At 52.5% G+C, this 21439-nt stretch carries 21 protein-coding genes and 1 other annotated feature; of the genes, 6 read left to right on the forward strand and 15 right to left on the reverse strand.

The genetic code is table 11. The annotated features are described in order from the left end of the window. Positions 1-321 precede the first annotated feature (321 nt). Positions 322-444, forward strand: coding sequence for a hypothetical protein (locus tag C3432_RS28055; protein ID WP_258041627.1), 123 nt, complete (start codon positions 322-324; stop codon positions 442-444). A 21-nt stretch (positions 445-465) separates the two neighbouring features. On the opposite strand, the gene nhaR is transcribed toward C3432_RS28055, so the two are convergent. From nhaR to C3432_RS27495, 5 genes are all read right to left on the reverse strand, one after another. Then, on the reverse strand, positions 466-1365 hold the full coding sequence (gene nhaR / locus C3432_RS18780) for a transcriptional activator NhaR (RefSeq protein ID WP_181012957.1): 900 nt from the start codon (positions 1363-1365) through the stop codon (positions 466-468). A 59-nt stretch (positions 1366-1424) separates the two neighbouring features. Continuing rightward, a complete protein-coding gene (gene nhaA, locus C3432_RS18785; RefSeq protein WP_103778080.1) occupies positions 1425-2591 on the reverse strand; it encodes a Na+/H+ antiporter NhaA in 1167 nt (388 codons plus the stop codon). Positions 2592-2766: 175 nt separating this feature from the next. Continuing rightward, positions 2767-3900, reverse strand: coding sequence for a molecular chaperone DnaJ (gene dnaJ, locus C3432_RS18790; RefSeq protein ID WP_103778081.1), 1134 nt, complete (start codon positions 3898-3900; stop codon positions 2767-2769). Between the two features lie 86 nt (positions 3901-3986). Continuing rightward, a complete protein-coding gene (gene dnaK / locus C3432_RS18795) occupies positions 3987-5903 on the reverse strand; it encodes a molecular chaperone DnaK (RefSeq protein WP_103778082.1) in 1917 nt (638 codons plus the stop codon). A gap of 168 nt (positions 5904-6071) precedes the next feature. Further along, positions 6072-6395 carry a hypothetical protein gene (locus C3432_RS27495; RefSeq protein ID WP_146050929.1) on the reverse strand — a complete coding sequence of 108 codons (324 nt, stop codon included), beginning with the start codon at positions 6393-6395 and terminating at the stop codon, positions 6072-6074. Positions 6396-6567: 172 nt separating this feature from the next. Between C3432_RS27495 and satP the strand changes: the two genes are divergently transcribed. Then, positions 6568-7134, forward strand: a complete 567-nt coding sequence (gene satP, locus C3432_RS18800; RefSeq protein ID WP_103778083.1) for an acetate uptake transporter — start codon at positions 6568-6570, stop codon at positions 7132-7134. A 31-nt stretch (positions 7135-7165) separates the two neighbouring features. On the opposite strand, the gene C3432_RS18805 is transcribed toward satP, so the two are convergent. The 3 genes from C3432_RS18805 to tal all read right to left on the reverse strand — a co-directional run bounded on the left by C3432_RS18805 (position 7166) and on the right by tal (position 10247). Further along, positions 7166-8473, reverse strand: coding sequence for an MFS transporter (locus tag C3432_RS18805; protein ID WP_103778084.1), 1308 nt, complete (start codon positions 8471-8473; stop codon positions 7166-7168). A gap of 122 nt (positions 8474-8595) precedes the next feature. Continuing rightward, positions 8596-9183 (reverse strand): molybdopterin adenylyltransferase, encoded by a 588-nt coding sequence (gene mog / locus C3432_RS18810; RefSeq protein ID WP_103778085.1) that lies wholly within the window; start codon positions 9181-9183, stop codon positions 8596-8598. A 110-nt stretch (positions 9184-9293) separates the two neighbouring features. Continuing rightward, a complete protein-coding gene (gene tal / locus C3432_RS18815) occupies positions 9294-10247 on the reverse strand; it encodes a transaldolase (RefSeq protein ID WP_103778086.1) in 954 nt (317 codons plus the stop codon). A 270-nt stretch (positions 10248-10517) separates the two neighbouring features. Here tal and C3432_RS18820 point away from each other — a divergent pair, with 270 nt between their 5' ends. The 3 genes from C3432_RS18820 (at position 10518) to C3432_RS28060 (ending at position 12913) form a co-directional block, all read left to right on the forward strand. Next, positions 10518-11948, forward strand: a complete 1431-nt coding sequence (locus C3432_RS18820) for an alanine/glycine:cation symporter family protein (RefSeq protein WP_103778279.1) — start codon at positions 10518-10520, stop codon at positions 11946-11948. A 69-nt stretch (positions 11949-12017) separates the two neighbouring features. Beyond that, the gene (yaaA, locus tag C3432_RS18825; protein ID WP_103778087.1) at positions 12018-12791 is read left to right on the forward strand and encodes a peroxide stress protein YaaA; all 774 of its coding nucleotides are present in this window, start codon (positions 12018-12020) and stop codon (positions 12789-12791) included. Further along, positions 12791-12913, forward strand: coding sequence for a hypothetical protein (locus C3432_RS28060; RefSeq protein WP_258041628.1), 123 nt, complete (start codon positions 12791-12793; stop codon positions 12911-12913). The genes yaaA and C3432_RS28060 overlap by 1 nt, the downstream gene beginning before the upstream one ends. Here the strand turns inward: C3432_RS28060 and thrC are convergent. The 6 genes from thrC to yjjY form a co-directional block, all read right to left on the reverse strand. Continuing rightward, positions 12894-14180, reverse strand: coding sequence for a threonine synthase (thrC, locus tag C3432_RS18830; RefSeq protein ID WP_103778088.1), 1287 nt, complete (start codon positions 14178-14180; stop codon positions 12894-12896). The genes C3432_RS28060 and thrC overlap by 20 nt on opposite strands. Before the next feature lie 3 nt (positions 14181-14183). Beyond that, positions 14184-15113 (reverse strand): homoserine kinase, encoded by a 930-nt coding sequence (thrB, locus tag C3432_RS18835; protein WP_103778089.1) that lies wholly within the window; start codon positions 15111-15113, stop codon positions 14184-14186. Between the two features lies 1 nt (position 15114). Next, on the reverse strand, positions 15115-17577 hold the full coding sequence (gene thrA / locus C3432_RS18840) for a bifunctional aspartate kinase/homoserine dehydrogenase I (protein WP_103778090.1): 2463 nt from the start codon (positions 17575-17577) through the stop codon (positions 15115-15117). Positions 17578-17602: 25 nt separating this feature from the next. Then, positions 17603-17723, reverse strand: a sequence feature (Thr leader region). Further along, positions 17659-17724: a thr operon leader peptide gene (gene thrL / locus C3432_RS18845; RefSeq protein WP_001386572.1), complete on the reverse strand. Its 66-nt coding sequence runs from the start codon at positions 17722-17724 to the stop codon at positions 17659-17661. It overlaps the preceding feature by 65 nt. A gap of 213 nt (positions 17725-17937) precedes the next feature. Further along, positions 17938-18624, reverse strand: a complete 687-nt coding sequence (locus tag C3432_RS18850; protein WP_103778091.1) for a tRNA/rRNA methyltransferase — start codon at positions 18622-18624, stop codon at positions 17938-17940. A gap of 399 nt (positions 18625-19023) precedes the next feature. Continuing rightward, positions 19024-19164 carry a YjjY family protein gene (gene yjjY, locus C3432_RS18860; protein ID WP_001541509.1) on the reverse strand — a complete coding sequence of 47 codons (141 nt, stop codon included), beginning with the start codon at positions 19162-19164 and terminating at the stop codon, positions 19024-19026. Positions 19165-19259: 95 nt separating this feature from the next. Between yjjY and arcA the strand changes: the two genes are divergently transcribed. Then, entirely contained in the window at positions 19260-19976 is a 717-nt protein-coding gene (arcA, locus tag C3432_RS18865; protein WP_103778092.1) for a two-component system response regulator ArcA, read from the forward strand. 76 nt (positions 19977-20052) lie between these two features. Here the strand turns inward: arcA and creD are convergent, their stop codons facing one another. After that, the gene (gene creD / locus C3432_RS18870; protein ID WP_103778093.1) at positions 20053-21408 is read right to left on the reverse strand and encodes a cell envelope integrity protein CreD; all 1356 of its coding nucleotides are present in this window, start codon (positions 21406-21408) and stop codon (positions 20053-20055) included. Positions 21409-21439 lie beyond the last annotated feature (31 nt).

Raw genomic sequence — 21439 nt, forward strand, 5'->3', positions numbered from 1 at the left:
TCACAAACGCTTTGAAACCATGAGATATCGGTTTGATGAGATCTCATTTTCTGTATAAAACAGGTAACGTGATATGGCAGGAAGGGAGATGGAGGGTCTCAGAAAATCTCTTTCTGTTTGATTTGCTATATCTTTTGCGTCGGTGCATCCACTTTGCTCAGCACACGCCAGTGACTCTGCCACAGGGTGGCAGAGAGCAGGAACCATCAGAAACGGTTGCCGCCCCGCCAGGAAGACGTCGCGATGAAATTCGCGGCTCTCCGGTTTGCAGCAGCGCGTGGTGTACCGCCAGCAGATTAAAACGTCGTACTGGTAGTCGATATGGATCGTCAACAGCACCTTATCGGAGCTGGCGTCATCGGTGTATTGGTGGTGCCAATGGTGTCGTTATGCACCGACTGGCCCAGGAATGGGCCGGGTAACAAAGCCAACCCCGCAACGTGAAGTATGACGATTACGCCTTGATTATTTGCCCGCAGGGGTAAATAAGGCGGAGTAGTCCGCATTACAAATACGCTGTACCGCCGGATGCTGAATCATTCTCTCAGCAAAAATGGCATGGTACTCTTCCATCACATTTTCCACGCGACCTATCTCTATAATCGAATCATCAGCGTAAAAGTCATGCTTATAGAGCGTTGGGGCGACGAAAATAGCATTGTGGGCCGCGCCAAACGCTTTCATCAGCGCCGCATCGTCAAACTCTCCCAGAATCTCAACGTTTAGCCCCTGTGAGTTAAACCAGTTCAACAGCTTACGTCCCAACATGGAGCGCCGTCCTGGCACCAGCAGTCGCCGCTCTTCCAGACATGCCGGAAAAGGCTTCTCAGGCAACGGCTTCGTACACCAGAAGCTGACGCTACACTCGCCGATCTTCACGGAGAACAACCCTTCCTGCTGCGTTGAGTCGATTGGGCAATCGGAGATAATCATATCCAGCTTGTGCTGGCTCAGTTGCTCCAGCAGCATTTCATGGGTTGATTCAAAGCAGCGCAGATGGATTTGCTCCTCTTCCACGACCGCCGCATCCAGCACATTGCTGACCAGACGTTTCGACAGGGCATCCGCTACACCGACATCAAACAGCAGATTCGACTCCTTGCGGTAGTTCACGATATCCAGCATCTCCTGGCTCAGGGTGAACATTTTATCCGCATAGCGAAAAACCAGCTCCCCCAGTTCACTCGGCTCCAGGCCGCGTCCTTTACGCTTGAACAGCTTACCCTGCAGACGTTCTTCCAGCGCTTTAATCTGACCCGTAATAGTTTGCGGGGTTAAAAAAAGCGCCTCCGCTGCGCCAACCACCGACCCCTCTTTATAAACGTGCCAGAAGTAATAAAGGTGGTTGTAATTAATGTGAGACATACTCATTTATCTCCCTGACTCAGAGTCGCAGAGGGAGCCTCTTTCGGCTCCCTGTTCCATCAAATCGCCGGACTTAAACGCATACGTAACCAGCTATAACCAATCACCGCTGAAAGCAGAGAACCGATTAGGATCCCCAGCTTCGCCCAGTTAATCAGTTCCGGATCGACGCTACCAAAGGCCAGGCTGGCAATGAAGATAGACATCGTGAAGCCAATGCCACACAGAATGCCAACGGCCATTATTTGCTGATAGTTCGTTCCTTCCGGCAGTTGCGCCAGTTTAAGACGTAGCGCCAGCCAGCAGAACAGGCTTATCCCAAGCGGTTTGCCAATCAGCAGGCCCGCGATAATTCCCAACGGCAGCATTGATGTCAGCCCATCTACCGTCACTCCCTGCAAAGAAACGCCCGCATTGGCAAATGCGAACAGCGGCAGGATCAGATACGCCACCCACGGATGTAAAACATGCTCCAGCCGTTTTGCCGGGGAACGACCGTGCTTTTCCTTAAGCGGAATAAAGAACCCAACAATCACCCCAGCGAGAGTCGCGTGCACGCCAGACTTCAGCACCGCTGTCCAGAGTACTACCCCGACCAGGATATACACGCCGGTACGCCTTACGCCGCATAGATTGAGCAATGCCAGAAGCGCAATGGCAAACGCCGCAACGCCCAAAGAAACGATTGAGAGATCATTGGTGTAGAACACCGCGATGATGACAATAGCCCCCAGGTCATCGATAATCGCCAACGCCATCAGAAAGATTTTCAGCGCCAGTGGCACCCTGCTGCCCAATAATGCCAGTACGCCCAGCGCAAAAGCGATATCCGTTGCCGCCGGAATTGCCCACCCTTCACGAGTAATCGGATCGGCAAAGTTAAATGCCAGATACAGTAGTGCCGGAACAATCATTCCGCCCAGCGCCGCAATCACCGGGAAAGAAGCCTGCCGTAGGCTGGCGAGCGACCCCTGCATAAGCTCACGCTTAACTTCCAGGCCGATCAGCAGGAAAAATACCGCCATCAGCGCGTCGTTAATCCACAACAGCATGTTTTTGTTGATCTCAAGCGCACCAACCCGCAACTGGACAGGAGTATCAAGAAAGTCGTGGTACCATCCACTGGTGAGGTCTGTGTTAGCCATAAGCATAGCCAGCGCAGCGGCGATGATAAGAATGATGCCTCCAGAGGCATCGCTGCTAAAAAATCGGTGCAGATGTTTCACTTTTTATTCTCTCTAACTGGTGAATACTTCGTAAGAACTATCTTACCTCACTTAACATATCGATAAAATTAGATAATACATGCTAAATAGCTCGATTTTATCGATGTAATATAACAGCCCAAAAAAAGCCCGAAATTTCTCAATCCCGGGCTTTTTAACAGAATGATGAAAGTGGTTAGCGGGTCAAATCATCAAAGAATTTCTTCACACCGTCGAAGAAGCTTTTTGAACGTGGGCTGTTCTTCTCACCGGTCGGGCCGCCAAAGCTTTCCTGCAGCTCTTTCAGCAGCTGTTTCTGCTTGTCGTTCAGACCCACCGGGGTTTCCACCACAACGCGGCACAGCAGATCGCCCTGCGCACCACCGCGTACGGATTTCACGCCTTTTCCGCGCATGCGGAACAGCTTGCCGGTCTGGGTTTCGCCCGGAACTTTCAGATTCACACGACCATCCAGCGTCGGGACTTCAATTTCGCCCCCCAGCGCCGCCATTGCGAAGTTAATTGGCACTTCACAGTAGAGGTTGTTGCCTTCACGCTCGAAGATAGCGTGCTGTTTCACCTGTACCTGAACGTACAGATCGCCAGCCGGCGCGCCATGCTCACCCGCTTCGCCTTCACCAGACAAACGGATACGATCGCCGGTATCAACTCCTGCCGGAATCTTAACTGACAGCGTTTTGCTCTTCTCAACGCGGCCATGACCGTGGCATTTATTGCATGGATCTTTGATCAGCGTCCCGCGTCCCTGACAGTGCGGACAGGTCTGCTGCACGGCAAAAAAGCCCTGGCGCATCTGTACCTGGCCGGAACCATGACAGGTTGGACACGTTTGTGGCTGCGTCCCTGCCTTCGCGCCGCTACCGTGGCAAACATCACACTCTTCAAGCGTCGGAATACGGATCTCTTTGGTCACGCCACGAACCGCTTCTTCCAGAGTAAGATCCATGTTGTAACGTAAATCAGCGCCACGCGCCGCACGTTGACGGCCGCGGCCGCCGCCAAAGATATCGCCAAAAACGTCACCAAAGATATCGCTGAAGTCAGCACCGCCGCCAAAACCGCCACCGCCGCCCATACCACCTTGCTCAAACGCAGCATGGCCGTACTGATCGTAGGCCGCGCGTTTCTGCGCGTCGGTCAGAACCTCATAGGCTTCTTTGATCTCTTTGAATTTAGCTTCGGCCTCTTTATCACCCTGGTTACGGTCCGGGTGGAATTTCATGGCCAGGCGCTTGTAGGCCTTTTTGATTTCACGCTCTTCCGCTGTTTTGGAAACGCCTAAAATCTCGTAATAGTCTTGCTTAGCCATCTCTTTTTATCTGCCCTTAACATACGTGCACGGGCGGAGAGGAAACCTCTTCGCCCGTGCCGATTAACTACCCTGCATCAGGGCGATTATTTTTTGTCTTTCACTTCTTCAAACTCAGCGTCGACAACATCGTCATCTTTCGCATTGTTTGCAGAAGCATCAGCGGAACCCGCCTGCTGCTGTGCGTGCTGCTGCTGAGCGATTTCCATCAGCTTCTGGGAAACCTGCGCCAGCTCCTGCATCTTCGCTTCAATAGCCGCTTTGTCTTCACCTTTCAGAGCCGTTTCCAGTGCGCTCAGTGCAGATTCGATAGCCGTTTTGTCGTCTGCCGGCAATTGGTCGCCAGCTTCTTCAACCTGCTTACGAGTACTGTGCAACAGATGGTCGCCCTGGTTGCGGGTCTGAACCAGCTCTTCAAACTTACGGTCAGATTCTGCGTTCGCTTCTGCTTCACGAACCATTTTCTGAATTTCTTCTTCGTTCAGGCCAGAAGATGCCTTAATGGTGATCTTCTGCTCTTTACCGCTGTTTTTGTCTTTCGCGGAAACGTGCAGAATACCGTCGGCATCAATATCGAAGGTCACTTCGATCTGCGGCATGCCGCGCGGCGCCGGGTTGATACCATCCAGGTTGAACTGACCCAGAGATTTGTTATCAGCCGCACGCTTACGTTCACCCTGCAGCACATGGATGGTTACCGCAGACTGGTTATCTTCAGCGGTAGAGAACACCTGGCTGTGCTTGGTCGGGATAGTGGTGTTCTTGGTGATAAGCGCCGTCATCACGCCGCCCATCGTTTCGATACCCAGAGACAGCGGGGTAACGTCGAGCAGCAGAACGTCTTTCACCTCACCGGTCAATACACCGCCCTGAACGGCAGCGCCGATAGCCACGGCTTCATCCGGGTTAACATCTTTACGCGGCTCTTTACCAAAGAACTCCGCAACTTTCTTCTGCACCATCGGCATACGTGTCTGACCACCAACGAGGATAACGTCGTTGATATCAGATACGGACAGGCCAGCGTCCTGCAGCGCAACTTTCAGCGGCTCGATGGAACGGTTCACCAGGTCTTCGACCAGGCTTTCCAGTTTCGCACGAGTCACTTTGATGTTCATATGTTTCGGACCAGTGGCGTCTGCGGTGATGTACGGCAGGTTCACGTCGGTCTGCTGAGCGGAAGACAGCTCGATTTTCGCTTTTTCTGCCGCTTCTTTCAGGCGCTGCATAGCCAGCGGGTCGTTACGCAGGTCAATGCCCTGATCTTTCTTAAATTCTTCGACCAGATAGTTGATCATACGGCTGTCGAAGTCTTCGCCACCCAGGTGGGTATCACCGTTGGTTGCCAGAACTTCGAAGGTTTTTTCGCCGTCAACTTCGTCGATTTCGATAATAGAGATATCGAAGGTACCGCCACCGAGGTCATAAACCGCGATAGTACGGTTGCCGACTTCTTTATCCAGACCATAGGCCAGAGCAGCAGCGGTTGGTTCGTTAATAATACGTTTTACTTCCAGACCTGCGATACGACCCGCGTCTTTGGTTGCCTGACGCTGAGCATCGTTGAAGTAAGCAGGTACGGTGATAACCGCTTCAGTTACCGGCTCGCCGAGATAATCTTCTGCAGTTTTCTTCATTTTCTTCAGCACTTCAGCAGAGATCTGCGGCGGTGCCATTTTCTGACCTTTCACATCAAGCCATGCGTCGCCGTTGTCGGCGCCGATGATTTTGTACGGCATGATGGAAACATCGCGCTGAACTTCTTCGTCCTGGAAGCGGCGACCAATCAGGCGTTTAATCGCAAACAGGGTGTTTTGCGGGTTTGTCACTGCCTGACGTTTAGCCGGCTGACCAACCAGAGTTTCACCATCCTGGGTATAGGCAATGATAGAAGGCGTGGTGCGATCGCCCTCGGCATTCTCCAGCACACGTGCTTGAGTTCCATCCATAATCGCTACACAAGAGTTGGTAGTACCCAGGTCGATACCAATAATTTTACCCATCTAAACGTCTCCACTAAAAATTCGGTCATCATGTGGTTGTGAATCTGTAATAAGGGCGAAACATGCGGTTTCAACTACCCTGAATCGTTTTTTTCAGACTCACTCACTGCGGTTGACTACTAAATGGGGTCGTAACCCACGTCATCAAGGGGGAGATGAAAAAAATTTTTATGATTGTGGCTTCCAGGAGCCAAAAAATAGCCACGGCGGGGGAAAACGCAGAGCCAACACCCGGCAATCATTCAAAACTGGAATGGCAAAAATAAAATCATTCACATAAAAGCAGAAATTCCTGCCAGCGCTTGATGACAAAATCGCAGAGCAGGAGGCATTACTGCCGCCGATCATGAAAAACCGTAAGCGGGTAAAAGAGGCGTCGTACCTGCTCTTTCCTGCCCGGAAACCCGCATTCTGCGCGGCGCTGAGCGGTGTAAAAGCCGCCAGTCCGCACCACCGTCCCTCACAGAATTGCAAATCGCCAGTTTGCGCCAAACGATCGCCGCGCCCCAGGTGTGATAGTCATCACAGGGGAAAATAATTCATTTTCCCCTCATCAGATCATAGACAGCCACCCTGCCCCTGATTATTATGCCGCGCCCCAAACTGAATACCGTTTTTTGGGGAAACTATTTCACCATTCAATCAATGATGATTTTGAGGAATTATGGGCAACACTAAGTTGGCTAACCCGGCACCGCTGGGCCTGATGGGCTTCGGCATGACCACCATTCTGCTTAACCTGCACAACGCGGGTTTCTTCGCCCTTGACGGTATTATTCTCGCGATGGGAATTTTCTACGGCGGTATCGCGCAAATTTTTGCCGGTCTGCTGGAATACAAAAAAGGCAATACCTTCGGCTTAACCGCATTTACCTCTTACGGTTCTTTCTGGCTGACGCTGGTCGCGATTCTGCTCATGCCGAAAATGGGTCTGACTGATGCGCCGAACGGACAGTTCCTCGGCGTGTACCTGGGGCTGTGGGGCGTGTTCACTCTGTTTATGTTCTTCGGCACGCTGAAAGCCGCTCGTGCATTACAGTTCGTCTTCCTGAGCCTGACCGTCCTGTTCGCCCTGCTGGCCGTTGGCAACATCGCAGGTAACGAAGCGGTGATCCATGTTGCAGGTTGGGTTGGCTTAGTGTGTGGTGCCAGCGCCATCTACCTGGCGATGGGTGAAGTGCTGAACGAACAGTTTGGTCGTACTATCCTGCCAATCGGTGAAACGCACTAATCTTTTATCCCCCCGCAAGGGGGGATAAAATTTACAGACGCTGTAAGTCCGCTTGCATCTGCGTATCTCGGTAATAAATATCCTGGCGCAGCCAAATCCCTAACCCCAGTCCCATCAGCGATAGCGCCAATACGTACCACGCCGGAGCCATTGGCGATATCCCCATCAACATCGTGACCGCAATGGGCGTCAGACCGCCAAAAATGGCATAAGAGACGTTATAAGAAAAAGAGATACCGGTGAAGCGGACTTCTGCCGGGAAGGCACGCACCATCACATAAGGTACGGCCCCCACCACGCCAACGCACAACCCCACCAGCCCATATAAAAGGAACAACTGCTGCGGATGCGCTCCCACCAGGTGATAGAAAAACCAGCTTGAGCAGGCCAGCAAAATACTGCCGACAATAAAGGTCTTGCTGGCGCCAAAACGATCCACCACAAATCCCGCTAGCAGACAGCCGAGACACAACATGATGGTCGCCACGCTGTTGGCCTGCAGGGTCAGGGCCGGAGCAAATCCATACTGTTTTTGCAGCCAAACGGGTGACATCAGAATCACCACCACAATGCCAGCCGAGAGTAGCCAGGTCAGCAACATTGAAATAATGACCGCTTTTTTATGGTTGATGACCACCGCCTTCACCGGGAGTTCCTGCGCCAGCGCCTTACGCTGTTGCATCTCCAGGAAGATCGGCGTCTCCTGCAACCAGCGCCGCAGATACATTGCCACCAGGCCAAAAATACCGCCGAGCAGGAACGGAATTCGCCAGCCGTAATCATGTACTGCCTGTTGGGTCAAACTGGTGTTAACCAGCGTCGCCACCACTGAGCCAAGCAGGATCCCAATCGTCAGCCCGGCAGTCAACGTGCCGCAAGCGATACCAATACGACGTTCAGGAACATGCTCCGCCACAAACACCCATGCCCCCGGGACTTCTCCGCCAATTGCTGCCCCCTGCAAAACGCGCATCAGCAGCAGTAAGAGTGGTGCGACAATACCGATGGAGGCATAGGTGGGCAACAAACCAATTGCCAGGGTGGGAACCGCCATTAATAAGATGCTCAGGGTGAACATCTTTTTACGTCCGACCAGGTCGCCAAAATGGGCCATAACGATGCCACCCAGCGGGCGCGCCAGATAGCCAGCGGCAAAAATACCGAAGGTTTGCACCTGGCGGAGCCATTCGGGGATGTCAGGCGGGAAGAACAGTTCCCCCACCACGGCGGCAAAGAAGACAAAGATAATGAAGTCATAAAACTCAAGCGCGCCACCCAGCGCAGCCAGAGTGAGCGTCTTATAATCCTGACGATTCAGAAGTCGTGAGTGTTGTGACATAGCAATCCATGAGTCAGTGGAGTAAAGAAGGTGTTTACGATGACTGTAAATTAAAAATTACTATATCGTAAACAATTCAACACTCCACCTGTGCCATCACTTATCTCACAAAAAGGTCAAATTCAGGTGTTTGTGTCGCGCATTGCGCTTTTAGGACGGAAAGATGCTACCACGCCGGGCGAAGTCTCCACATAAGGCCCATCGAGCAACTGTATACAATACGGTACACTGGCAAAAATCCCTGGCACAAGGACTTTCCCCTCAGCATCCTTCACCCCTTCAAGGGTCTCTTTAATGGATTTTGGCTGTCCGGGTAAATTGAGGATCAGCGCCTGCTTGCGGATCACGCCAACCTGACGTGAGAGGATCGCCGTCGGCACAAAGTGCAGGCTGATCTGGCGCATCTGTTCACCAAATCCGGGCATCTGCCTGTCGGCCACCGCCAGCGTGGCGTCGGGTGTCACATCACGACGCGCGGGTCCGGTACCGCCGGTTGTCAGCACCAGATGACAACTCATCTCATCCACCAGCTCGCACAGCGTTTGCTCGATAATCGCCTGCTCGTCTGGAATAAGACGGGTTTGGACTTCAAAAGGCGTCGTCAGCGCCGCTGCCAGCCACTCTTCCAGCGCCGGAATACCTTTATCCTGATAAACACCGCTGGAGGCGCGGTCAGAAACAGAAACTAAACCAATACGTAAGGTGTTCATGATTAATCCGTTTAAACAGTCTCGTTAAACAGAATGATACACTGCGAGAGGAAGGACAGACAGGTTTCAGAAGAGGTAGCGTGACCGGTGTATCGGCCACGCCGCAATGATTACAGCAGATCGCCGATCATTTTTTCCAGTTTTTCCTGGTCTACAGCAAACTTACGGATGCCGTCAGCCAGTTTATCCACTGCCATCGGATCCTGGTTGTGCTGCCACAGGAACTCAGACTCAGTGATGCGTTCCGGACGTGCTTTTACTTCGCCGGAGAAAGAGAGTTTGCGTTCGATAGCGCCTTCGCTTTCTGCCAGCTCTTTCAACAGCGCCGGGGCGATAGTCAGACGATCGCAGCCTGCCAGCTCAAGGATTTCGCCCATGTTACGGAAGCTTGCGCCCATAACGACAGTTTCGTAACCGTGCTGTTTGTAGTACTCGTAGATTTCAGTTACGGAAACCACGCCTGGATCTTCAGCCGGTGCGTAATCTTTCTTGTCGGTATTGGCTTTGTACCAGTCCAGAATACGACCCACAAACGGAGAGATCAGGTAAACGCCCGCTTCGGCACATGCACGCGCCTGCGCGAAAGAGAACAGCAGCGTCAGGTTACAGTTGATGCCCTCTTTTTCCAGCTGCTCAGCGGCACGAATCCCCTGCCAGGTGGAAGCCAGTTTGATCAGGATACGATCGTTGCTGATACCGGCATCGTTGTAGAGCTTGATGATGCGTTTTGCTTTTGCAATAGACGCTTCGGTGTCGTAAGACAGGCGAGCATCCACTTCAGTGGAGATACGACCTGGAACCAGTTTAAGGATCTCCAGACCAATGTTCACCGCCAGCTTGTCCGTTGCGTCAACAACCTGCTGCGCACGGTCACTGCTCTGCTGCTTAGCCCAGGCAACAGCATCGTCAATCAGCTTGCGATATTCCGGGATCTGGGCGGCGTTAAGAATAAGAGAAGGGTTGGTTGTGGCATCCTGCGGCTGGTACAGCTTCATTGCCGCGATGTCTCCGGTGTCGGCCACCACGGTGGTGAACTGACGAAGGGAGGTCAATTTGTCCGTCATGATAGTATTTCTCGTTAAACAGCTTGTTAGGGGGATGTAACCGGTCTGCCCTGATGATAACACGACGCAGTGACAGCGCAACCGCAGACAACGCGGTTATTGCGCAACGCGGTTTTTCGCTCCACCTTGACCCCACACGGCATTACGCAGAATGCTCTCGTGTATGATAGCGCTCAGCTATCAATCGCCTAATAACGTTTATACTGTTCATGATTTGGTAACGCTTACACAGGATTGTCAGGCGTACCGGCAACAACAAGAGGGATGTTAATGCCTGATTTCTTCACCTTTATCAGCGACGTGCTCTGGGGATCGGTGATGATCTACCTGCTTTTTGGCGCAGGTTGTTGGTTTACTTACCGCACAGGGTTCGTGCAGTTTCGCTACATCCGTCATTTCAGCAAAAGTTTGAAAAATAGCATTAGCCCGCAGCCTGGGGGATTAACGTCGTTTCAGGCACTGTGTACCAGCCTGGCGGCGCGAATTGGTAGCGGCAACCTTGCCGGTGTGGCGTTGGCGATTACCGCGGGTGGCCCCGGTGCCATTTTCTGGATGTGGGTAGCGGCGCTGATCGGGATGGCGACGTCGTTTGCCGAATGCTCACTGGCACAACTTTATAAAGAACGTGATGCCAGCGGCCAGTTTCGCGGCGGCCCGGCATGGTACATGACTCGCGGATTGGGTATGCGCTGGATGGGCGTGCTTTTCGCCATTTTCCTGCTTATCGCCTATGGGCTGGTGTTCAACAGCGTGCAGGCGAACTCGATTTCCCGCGCATTTCATTTCGCCTTCGATTTCCCACCGATCGTGTCGGGTATTGCATTGGCGTTTTTTACCCTGCTGGTCATTATGCGCGGGATCAAAGGCGTTGCGCGAATAATGCGGTGGTTTGTGCCCATGATGACTCTGCTGTGGGTTGCCACCAGCCTGATTATTTGTCTGCTGCACATCAGTGAACTTCCTGGCATCATTGTATCTATTGTGAAAAGCGCGTTCGGCTGGCAGGAGGCCGTCGGCGGCGCGGCTGGCTATACGCTCAGTCAGGCCATTACCAGCGGCTTTCAGCGCAGCATGTTTTCCAACGAAGCCGGTATGGGCTCAACACCGAATGCGGCAGCGGCGGCGGCATCCTGGCCCCCACACCCTGCCGCACAAGGGATCGTGCAGATGATCGGCATTTTTATCGACACGCTAATTGTCTGTAGCGCCACCGCCATGCTTGTTCTGCTGGCGGGCAACGGCACGGCCTACGCCCCCATGGAGGGCATTCAGTTAGTTCAGAGAGCAATGAATACGCTGGCAGGAAGCTGGGGAGCCGGGTTTGTCGCCATTATCATGGTTTTGTTCGGCTTCAGCTCGATAGTTGCTAACTATATTTACGCAGAAAATAATCTCTATTTCCTGCGACTGAACAACATCAGAATCATTTGGACTTTGCGGATAATAACCTGTAGTACCGTGATTGCGGGAACATTACTCAGCTTCCCTCTGCTCTGGCAGCTGGCCGATATTATTATGGCCTGCATGGCGATCACTAACCTGACGGCGATTTTACTGCTTTCGCCGGTGGTGCATACCATTGCCAGCGACTATCTGCGTCAACGAAAACTCGGCGTATCGCCTGTCTTCGACCCGTTACGTTATCCGGATATTGAACAACAGCTAGCACCGGATACCTGGGATGATCTGACACGGAACTAATCGCAACTATCGATCAACCCGGTCGTGTTTTTTGCTAAAGTCGCAGTAAATTTCCTGCAAGGACTGGATATGCTGATTCTGATTTCACCGGCGAAAACGCTCGACTACCAAAGCCCACTGGCCACCACACATTATACGCAACCAGAGCTGCTGGATTACTCCCGGCAGCTTATCCACGAGGCGCGCAAGCTATCAGCTCCGCAGATCAAAAAATTGATGGGGATCAGTGATAAGCTCGCCGACCTGAATGCTACCCGCTTTCACGACTGGCAGCCCGACTTTACCCCAGAAAATGCGCGTCAGGCGATCCTCGCATTCAAAGGCGATGTATACACCGGATTACAGGCGGAGACCTTCAGCGAAGCAGATTTTGATTTTGCCCAACAGCATCTGCGCATGCTTTCCGGACTGTATGGTGTTCTTCGCCCGCTGGATCTCATGCAGCCCTACCGTCTGGAGATGGGCATTCGTCTTGAGAACGCCAAAGGAAAGGATCTCTACCAGTTCTGGGGCGATATCATTACCGATAAACTCAATGAAGCACTGGCAGCACAAGGCGACCAGGTGGTGATCAACCTTGCTTCAGATGAATACTTCAGATCCGTGAAGCCGCCAAAACTGAAAGGCGAGTTGATTAAGCCAGTTTTCCTCGACGAGAAGAACGGCAAGTTTAAAGTCATCAGCTTTTACGCCAAAAAAGCACGCGGACTAATGAGTCGTTACATTATTGAAAATCGTCTGACCAGGCCGGAGCAGCTTACCGCGTTTAACAGCGAAGGCTATTTCTTTGATGAAGAAACGTCAGGAAATGGCGAGCTGGTGTTTAAGCGTCAGGAACAGTAATGCCATTGACTGTAGGCCCGGTAAGCGAAAGCGCCGCCGGGCAGTACAGGCATTGCCGGATGGCGACGCACGCGTCTTATCCGGCTAACAGCGGCATACCGATTATCGACGAGTCATCATAAACTGACGCAACGCCGCAAAATCGGCTGGCAGATTATGTGAAAGCAACGGCAGATCGGCACGATCCGCCAGCTCTTTTGGCAGATCCAACGCTTCACCAAGGATGGCTTCCACACTCTCTTTAAACTTCGCCGGATGTGCCGTTCCAAGGAACAGGCCGTATTCGCCCGGATTAAGCCGATCGCGCAGTGCGCGATACGCCACGGCGGCATGCGGCTCAGAGAGGTATCCCTTCGCCTGTAGCTCGCGCATCGTCTCTTGCGTGGTTGCATCATCCACTGCCGCATAGCCCAGCTCGTTAAGCCGCCAGATTTTGCGGCGGAACAACTCTTCCACCCGCGGCCAGTTGTTCGGCTGGCTAACGTCCATGGCATTCGACAAGGTTGCCTGCGTCGCCTTCGGTGCCCACTGACCCTCCTGCAGAAAACGCGGCACCGTATCATTGACGTTGGTAGCAGCAATAAAGCGTTTCACGGGTAACCCCAACGACTTCGCCAGCAGCCCTGCCGTCAGGTCGCCAAAGTTACCGCTCGGCACGGAGATGACCAGTTGGTTACGCGCTTCCTGCGGCAGTTGCGCAACAGCTTCGAAGTAGTAACAGATCTGTGCCAGCAGACGGCTGATGTTGATGGAGTTGGCAGAGTTCAGCCCCAGCGCGACTTTCAGCTCTTCATCGTCAAAAGCCTGTTTCACCAGCGCCTGGCAAGCGTCGAAGTCGCCGTCGATCGCCACGGTTTCAATGTTGCCCCCCAGAGTACAGAACAGCTTCTCCTGCAACGGGCTGATCTTACCGCGTGGGTAGAGGATCACCACCCGAACATTCTTCAGTCCATAAAATGCATGCGCCACGGCGGCGCCGGTATCTCCAGAGGTCGCCGTTAAGATAGTAACCGGTTTATCGCCGCTGATATGGGTGAGCATTTGCGCCATAAAACGACCGCCGAAGTCTTTAAACGCCAGCGTCGGACCGTGGAACAGCTCCAGGCAGCCAATATCGCTTTCCACCTGGGCGACAGGTGCCGGGAAAGCAAACGCCGCACGCACGCGCTCTTCCAGGATCTCCTGCGGGATTTCATCACCAATAAAGGCAGAGAGGATCTTTGCGCTGCGGCTCACGAAGTCCAGACTCAGCATCTCATCCACTTCTGAGAGGTTAAATTCCGGCAGTTCGTGCGGAAAAAACAATCCCTGGTTCTTGCCGAGTCCCTGCGTGACGGCCTGCGCAAAGCTGACCTGCTCATTGTGATCTTTCAGATTATAGAGTTTCATTAATTATCCCAGTACGCGTGCGCCCGCCGTATCCAGCTGGCAAATATGAACAAAGCCTTCCTGATTTTGCAGATAGTTTTTACCCAGCCAGTCCGCAACCCGCTGCGCCGTGTCCGGCTTATCACACAGTGCAAACAGCGTAGGTCCGGATCCGGAAATACCGCTGGCCAGCGCCCCGATTTCCGCAACAGCCTGGCGCGCCTGGCTGAAGCCCGGTAACAATCTGGCACGATACGGCTCAGCAATCACATCTTTCATCAGTTTTGCTGCAAGCCCTGGCTGACGGGAATAGCAGGCGTGGATAAAACCGGCCAGATGACGTCCGTGGGCGATGCAATCCTGACGACGATACTGCGCCGGTAAAATAGCCCTTGCTTCCGCCGTAGAGACTTTAATTCCCGGATACGCCAGCACCCATAGCCACTCATCAAAGCCTGGCACCTGTTGGCTGATAATGCCGTTTTCTTCGATCATCAACTGCATGCCGCCAAGGAAGCACGGCGCGACGTTATCATAATGGATACTGCCAGAGATACGACCTTCCAGCTCTCCCATAATCGCCAACAGGCGGGTATCGTTCAGCGGTTTTCCGCAGTGCTCATTCATTGCCACCAGCGCAGCAACAACAGAGCAGGCGCTGGAGCCCAGCCCGGAACCAATCGGCATATTTTTTTCCAGCGTCATCGCCACCGGAATTTGCTTACCCAGCTCCTGACAAAAACGCTCCCAGCACTGATACACGATATTTTCACGCGGCTCTGGCGGCAGCTTGTCGGCAAAACGCCCCAGATTATTCAGGCTGAAGCTGTCCGCCGCTTCCACCGTCACGACGTCGCCCAGTAACGAGCCATCAACCGGCGTCACTGCCGCCCCGAGCACATCGAACCCGACGCTCATATTGGCACTGGAAGCCGGGGCATAAACTTTAACCATTTCAGACTCCTAACTTCCATGAGAGGGTACGCAACAGGTCGGCAAAAACGCCGGCCGCCGTCACGTCGTTACCCGCACCATAACCGCGCAGAACCAGCGGTAGCGGCTGATAATAATGACTGTAGAAAGCCAACGCATTTTCACCATTTTTCACTTTAAACAGCGGATCGTTGCCATCCACTTCGGTAATCTTCACGCGACAAACGCCGTCGTCTTCAATGTTGCCAACATAGCGCAGTACTTTGCCCTCATCACGGGCTTTCGCCACCCGCGCGGCAAAGGTTTCGTCAAGCTGCGGCAGATTCGCCATAAACGTGGCGACGTCACCAGAATCATCAAATCCCTCTGGCAGCACCGGTTCAATAACGATATCTGAAAGCTCCAGCTCACGTCCGGTTTCACGGGCGAGGATCAACAGCTTACGCGCCACATCCATACCTGAAAGATCGTCACGCGGATCCGGCTCGGTGTAGCCCATTTCACGGGCCAGCGTGGTGGCCTGCGACAGGCTCATCCCCTCATCCAGCTTCCCAAAGATAAAAGAGAGCGAACCGGAAAGGATCCCGGAGAATTTTTGCAGTTCATCCCCTGCATTGAGCAGGTTTTGCAGGTTTTCAATTACCGGCAAGCCTGCGCCGACGTTAGTGTCGTACAGGAATTTACGGCGTGATTTCGCGGCGGCGAAACGCAACTGATGGTAGTAATCCATCGAAGAGGTGTTCGCTTTCTTGTTCGGCGTCACGACGTGGAAACCTTCACGCAGGAAGTCGGCATACTGATCCGCAACGGTTTGACTGGAAGTGCAGTCGACAATAACCGGATTAAGCAGATGGTACTCTTTCACCAGGCGAATCAAGCGTCCCAGGTTGAAAGGCTCTTTCGCCTCTGCCAGTTCGGCCTGCCAGTTTTCCAGGTTCAGGCCGTGCACATGGGTCAGCAATGCCTTCGAATTCGCCACACCGCAGACGCGCAGATCGATATGTTTGTTTTTCAGCCAGGTTTGCTGACGTTTAAGCTGCTCCAGCAGCGCGCCGCCGACGCCACCCACACCGATAACGAATACTTCAATCACCTGATCGGTGTTAAACAGCATCTGATGGGTAACGCGCACGCCAGTGGTGGCATCATCATTGTTGACCACCACCGAAATAGAACGCTCGGAAGAGCCCTGCGCAATGGCGACAATATTGATATTGGCGCGCGCCAGGGCGGCAAAGAATTTCGCCGAGATACCACGCAGCGTGCGCATACCATCACCAACGACGGAAATGATCGCCAGACGCTCAGTTACCGCCAGCGGCTCCAGCAGACCTTCTTTCAGCTCCAGATAGAATTCATCCTGCATTGCTCGCTGCGCACGGGCGCAGTCCGCCTGCGGAACGCAGAAGCTAATGCTGTACTCAGAAGAGGACTGGGTAATCAGCACAACCGAAATCCCGGCACGCGACATCGCGGCAAATACGCGCGCCGCCATCCCCACCATCCCTTTCATGCCCGGGCCAGAGACGCTGAACATCGCCATGTTATTGAGATTCGAAATGCCTTTCACCGGCAAATCATCTTCATCCACGCTGGCGCCAATAAGCGTACCCGGCGCTTGCGGATTTCCAGTATTTTTAATCAGGCAAGGGATCTGGAACTGAGCGATAGGGGTGATGGTACGAGGATGGAGAACTTTGGCGCCGAAGTAAGAGAGTTCCATCGCCTCCTGGTAGGACATCGACTTAAGCAGCCGGGCATCCGGCACCTGACGCGGATCGCAGGTATACACGCCGTCGACGTCAGTCCAGATTTCACAACAGTCTGCACGCAAACAAGCCGCCAGCACCGCGGCGGAGTAGTCGGAGCCGTTACGTCCCAGCACAACCAGCTCACCTTTTTCGTTACCCGCAGTAAAGCCCGCCATCAGCACCATATGATCAGCAGGAATGCGTCCAGCCGCAATGCGACGAGTGGATTCGGCGATATCAACGGTCGATTCGAGGTAATGGCCCACGGCCAGCAGTTTTTCAACCGGGTCGATCACCGTGACCTTATGCCCACGCGCTTCCAGCAGGCCAGCCATGATGGCGATAGACATCTTTTCACCACGGCAAATAAGCGCGGCATTGATGCTGTCCGGACACTGTCCCAGCAGGCTGATACCGTGCAGGACATGTTTGATTTGCGCAAATTCCTGTTCGACGAAAACTTTCAGCTGTGCGAGCGGAAAGCCCGGTTGGGCCGCTGCGAGCCCGGTCAGAAGCTCAGCAAAAATTCGTTCGGCATCACTGATATTGGGTAACGCGTCCTGACCCCCGATGGTTTTTTCAATCATGGCCACCAGGTGGTTGGTAATCTTAGCCGGAGCAGAAAGTACGGTCGCTACCTGCCCCTGCCTGGCATTACTCTCCAGAATATCGGCAACACGCAGAAAACGCTCTGCATTTGCCACTGATGTACCGCCGAACTTCAACACTCGCATGGTTGTTACCTCGTTACCTTTGGTCGAAAAAAAAGCCCGCACTGTTCAGGTGCGGGCTTTTTTCTGTGTTTCCTGTACGCGTCAGCCCGCACCGTTACCTGTGGTAATGGTGATGGTTGTGGTAATGGTAGTGCTGATGCGTTTCATGGATGTTGTGTACTCTGTAATTATTATCTGTCTGTCCTGTATCCTTTAAAGGGTTAAAGTATCTGGTGACCTAAGTCAATAAATTTTTAAATTGATCACATTACGAAACTTGTTCATGTGCTGCTACTGGCGTATTTACTTTCAACCAATGCCACCTGTCCAGCCCCCTTGAAACCAAAATTAATCTCTGAAAAAACCACCTAATTAAACTTTTTATCTTGTTAGTTTTTTTTCAACATCGTGCACCAAACGGTGCAACATCGCCGTGTCCCTTTGTTCTAATACCCCCAGGCGTTGCTGTAACCAATCCACCAGTTTGACGTCATCGGCAACATCCAGCGACGAGAGCAACGACATCACCCGTGCACGTAATGCCTGTAACTGAAATTCATCAGATGTGTTATCAGGCTTAATGGGTTGTTGCATTAAGCCTGCTAATTGATAGCAATACACCATGACGGCCTGACCCAGATTGAGTGAAGGGTAATCTGATACCATCGGCACCCCGGTAAGAATATCCGCAAGCGCCAGCTCGTCATTTGTCAGTCCGGAATCTTCACGGCCAAAAACTAACGCCGCATGATTCATCCACGCCGATTTTTCTTCTAACAACGGCAGCAATTCCGCGGGCGTTGCGTAGTAATGAAACTTAGCGCGACTGCGTGCAGTCGTCGCGACGGTAAAATCAACATCGTGCAGCGCTTCGGCCAGCGTTGAAAAAACAGCAATATTTTCAATAATATCGCCAGAGCCATGAGCCACCCGGCGCGTGGCGGGTTCAAGATGGGCCAGGCTGTCCACAATGCGCAGAGTCGTGAACCCCATGGTCTTCATTGCCCGTGCCGCAGCACCAATATTTTCCGCTCTGGCGGGAGCCACCAGGATAATTGTCAGACGCATTTTGCCCCTCTTTTTGATCGGCCCACTGGCAATAATGTGACGAACGTCAACATATTACGCAGCGCGAATTTACAAAATTTTAACGAAAATCACTGAAAAAGCATTCCACATTCAATAAAAGACGCTAAACTATTTCATGTGTTAATTAACAGGAAAAATGTTAATAAAAACTGCATATCCCTCTGTTTATTTAGGGTAATTTAATTTAAAATGGTTCTCACACATTGGATTCATTACGTTTATTAGTTAGCACTTGCAACTAGTTGGATTATTGAAATTTTGTGACGAAAGCTAGCATTTAGATACGATGATTTCATCAAACTGTTAACGTGCTACAATTGAACTTGATATATGTCAACGAAGCGTAGTTTTATTGGGTGTCCGGCATGTCTTAGCCTGTTATGTTGCTGTTAAAATGGTTAGGATGACAGCCGTTTTTGACACTGTCGGGTCCAGAGGGAAAGTACCCACGACCAAGCTAATGATGTTGTTGACGTTGATGGAAAGTGCATCAAGAACGCAATTACGTACTTTAGTCATGTTACGCCGATCATGTTAATTTGCGACATGCATCAGGCAGGTCAGGGACTTTTGTACTTCCTGTTTCGATTTAGTTGGCAATTTAGGTAGCAAACATGCAGACCCCGCACATTCTTATCGTTGAAGACGAGTTGGTAACACGCAACACGTTGAAAAGTATTTTCGAAGCGGAAGGCTATGATGTATTCGAAGCGACAGATGGCGCGGAAATGCATCAGATCCTCTCTGAATATGACATCAACCTGGTGATCATGGATATCAATCTGCCAGGGAAAAACGGTCTTCTGCTCGCGCGTGAACTGCGTGAACAGGCTAACGTTGCGCTGATGTTCCTGACTGGCCGTGATAACGAAGTCGACAAAATTCTCGGCCTCGAAATCGGGGCAGACGACTACATCACCAAACCGTTTAACCCACGTGAATTGACCATCCGTGCACGCAACCTGCTGTCCCGTACCATGAATCTGGGTACCGTCAGTGAAGAACGCCGTAGCGTTGAAAGCTACAAGTTCAACGGTTGGGAACTCGATATCAACAGCCGTTCTCTGATCGGTCCTGATGGCGAGCAGTACAAACTGCCGCGCAGCGAGTTCCGTGCCATGCTTCACTTCTGCGAAAATCCGGGCAAGATCCAGTCCCGCGCAGAGCTGCTGAAGAAAATGACCGGTCGCGAGCTGAAGCCGCATGACCGTACGGTTGACGTGACCATTCGTCGTATTCGTAAACATTTCGAATCCACGCCGGATACCCCGGAAATCATCGCGACTATCCACGGCGAAGGTTACCGTTTCTGTGGCGATCTGCAGGAATAATGGTTTTACCTCCATAAACAAAAACGGCGCTCTTCGCGCCGTTTTTTATTGTCTCAATTCACTCAATGACTTCCGATCACTTCCACAAACGGAGCGCGTCATCCTCTGGTTCACCCGCTGGCTGCGATGTTGGTTTTGTCCGGGAAAACGCATACCAGTCCAGATTGCGCGTCAGGAACATCACGCCGCCCAGCGCCAGCAGCAGAACGCCCGTCCCCAGAAGCAATGAGCTATCTTCCGAGCGCAGCAGCCCCCACATCACACCATCCAGCAGCAACAGTGCCAGCGTAAACAGCACGCTGTTACGCCACCCTTTCAGCACCGCCTGCAGATAGACGCCGTTCATTAACGCCCCCACCAGGCTTGCCGTAATCCACGCCAGAGTGAAGCCAATATGTTCTGAAAGCGCCAACAGCAGCAGGTAGAACATCACCAGCGATAAGCCAACCAATAGATACTGCATTGGGTGCAGTCGCTGGCCTGTCAGCGTCTCGAAAACAAAGAAAGCCATAAAAGTCAGCGCAATCAGCAAGATGGCATATTTCGTCGCTCTGTCCGTCAGCTGATACTGATCGGCTGGCGTCGCCACCGCAACGCTGAAAGAGGGCAGGCTGTGCCAGTTGACTTTCTGCGCGTCAATAAACCGGTCGCCAAGGTTATTAGCAAACCAGCTGCTCTGCCACTGCGCCTGAAAACCGGATTCACTGATTTCACGTACGCCGGGGAGGAAATCACCGAGAAAACTGGGGTGCGGCCAGTTGCTGGTCAGCGTCATTTCACTGTTACGCCCGACAGGCACCACGGAAAAATTGCCCGTTCCGCTGAGATTGAGCGACATTGCCAGGCTCAGATTACGCTTCGTCCACTGGTTGTCCGCAAGCGGAATATGGATCCCCTCTCCGCTTGCGGATAAACCGGTCCCCGGCTCTACGGCGAGAGACGTTCCATTGACCTGTGGCGCTTTGACTACACCTATCCCTCGCGCATCACCAACGCCAACGACGATAAACGGTTTACCCAGGGTGATATCAGGCTTGTCCAGTTCACTCAGCCTGGCTACATCAAATTCCGCTTTCATCGCGACATCCGTGTGCCACACCTGCCCTTGATAAATACCAATTTTTCGCGCTTCAACGTTCTGATTACCTTCAACCATCAATGACTCAGGCAGCCAGAAATGGATAAAACTGCGCTTACGCTGCACCTCTTTATCATTTTCCAGTACGGTATACAGTTCGGTAACTGGCACCGCGATCAGCGGCCCCACCACCTTTTGCGGGCCGCTGGTGCTCTGACGAATAGCATCTTCAACATCGCTGCGGTAATCCGCACGCTCCACAATAATCTGCCGCACCATCATCAATGGGATTAACAGCAGCAACATCGCACCACCTAAGGTGATAATTTTCCAGAACAGGGGGGATTTCAACATAGCCTTCTCCTTTGCAATGACGCCAGAGTAA

Origin of the sequence: Citrobacter amalonaticus, assembly GCF_002918555.1 — a bacterium.
Lineage (GTDB): Bacteria > Pseudomonadota > Gammaproteobacteria > Enterobacterales > Enterobacteriaceae > Citrobacter_C > Citrobacter_C amalonaticus_A.

Excerpts from the sequence above, each read along its gene's own strand:
- thrC (WP_103778088.1), bottom strand. The coding sequence starts at position 14,180 with ATGAAACTCTATAATCTGAAAGATCACAATGAGCAGGTCAGCTTTGCG.
- thrA (WP_103778090.1), bottom strand. The coding sequence starts at position 17,577 with ATGCGAGTGTTGAAGTTCGGCGGTACATCAGTGGCAAATGCAGAGCGT.
- C3432_RS18820 (WP_103778279.1), top strand. The coding sequence starts at position 10,518 with ATGCCTGATTTCTTCACCTTTATCAGCGACGTGCTCTGGGGATCGGTG.
- C3432_RS18850 (WP_103778091.1), bottom strand. The coding sequence starts at position 18,624 with ATGCGTCTGACAATTATCCTGGTGGCTCCCGCCAGAGCGGAAAATATT.
- satP (WP_103778083.1), top strand. The coding sequence starts at position 6,568 with ATGGGCAACACTAAGTTGGCTAACCCGGCACCGCTGGGCCTGATGGGC.
- dnaJ (WP_103778081.1), bottom strand. The coding sequence starts at position 3,900 with ATGGCTAAGCAAGACTATTACGAGATTTTAGGCGTTTCCAAAACAGCG.
- creD (WP_103778093.1), bottom strand. The coding sequence starts at position 21,408 with ATGTTGAAATCCCCCCTGTTCTGGAAAATTATCACCTTAGGTGGTGCG.
- thrB (WP_103778089.1), bottom strand. The coding sequence starts at position 15,113 with ATGGTTAAAGTTTATGCCCCGGCTTCCAGTGCCAATATGAGCGTCGGG.
- nhaR (WP_181012957.1), bottom strand. The coding sequence starts at position 1,365 with ATGTCTCACATTAATTACAACCACCTTTATTACTTCTGGCACGTTTAT.
- yjjY (WP_001541509.1), bottom strand. The coding sequence starts at position 19,164 with ATGACTAAAGTACGTAATTGCGTTCTTGATGCACTTTCCATCAACGTC.
- yaaA (WP_103778087.1), top strand. The coding sequence starts at position 12,018 with ATGCTGATTCTGATTTCACCGGCGAAAACGCTCGACTACCAAAGCCCA.
- arcA (WP_103778092.1), top strand. The coding sequence starts at position 19,260 with ATGCAGACCCCGCACATTCTTATCGTTGAAGACGAGTTGGTAACACGC.
- mog (WP_103778085.1), bottom strand. The coding sequence starts at position 9,183 with ATGAACACCTTACGTATTGGTTTAGTTTCTGTTTCTGACCGCGCCTCC.
- C3432_RS18805 (WP_103778084.1), bottom strand. The coding sequence starts at position 8,473 with ATGTCACAACACTCACGACTTCTGAATCGTCAGGATTATAAGACGCTC.
- tal (WP_103778086.1), bottom strand. The coding sequence starts at position 10,247 with ATGACGGACAAATTGACCTCCCTTCGTCAGTTCACCACCGTGGTGGCC.
- C3432_RS28060 (WP_258041628.1), top strand. The coding sequence starts at position 12,791 with ATGCCATTGACTGTAGGCCCGGTAAGCGAAAGCGCCGCCGGGCAGTAC.
- dnaK (WP_103778082.1), bottom strand. The coding sequence starts at position 5,903 with ATGGGTAAAATTATTGGTATCGACCTGGGTACTACCAACTCTTGTGTA.
- C3432_RS28055 (WP_258041627.1), top strand. The coding sequence starts at position 322 with ATGGATCGTCAACAGCACCTTATCGGAGCTGGCGTCATCGGTGTATTG.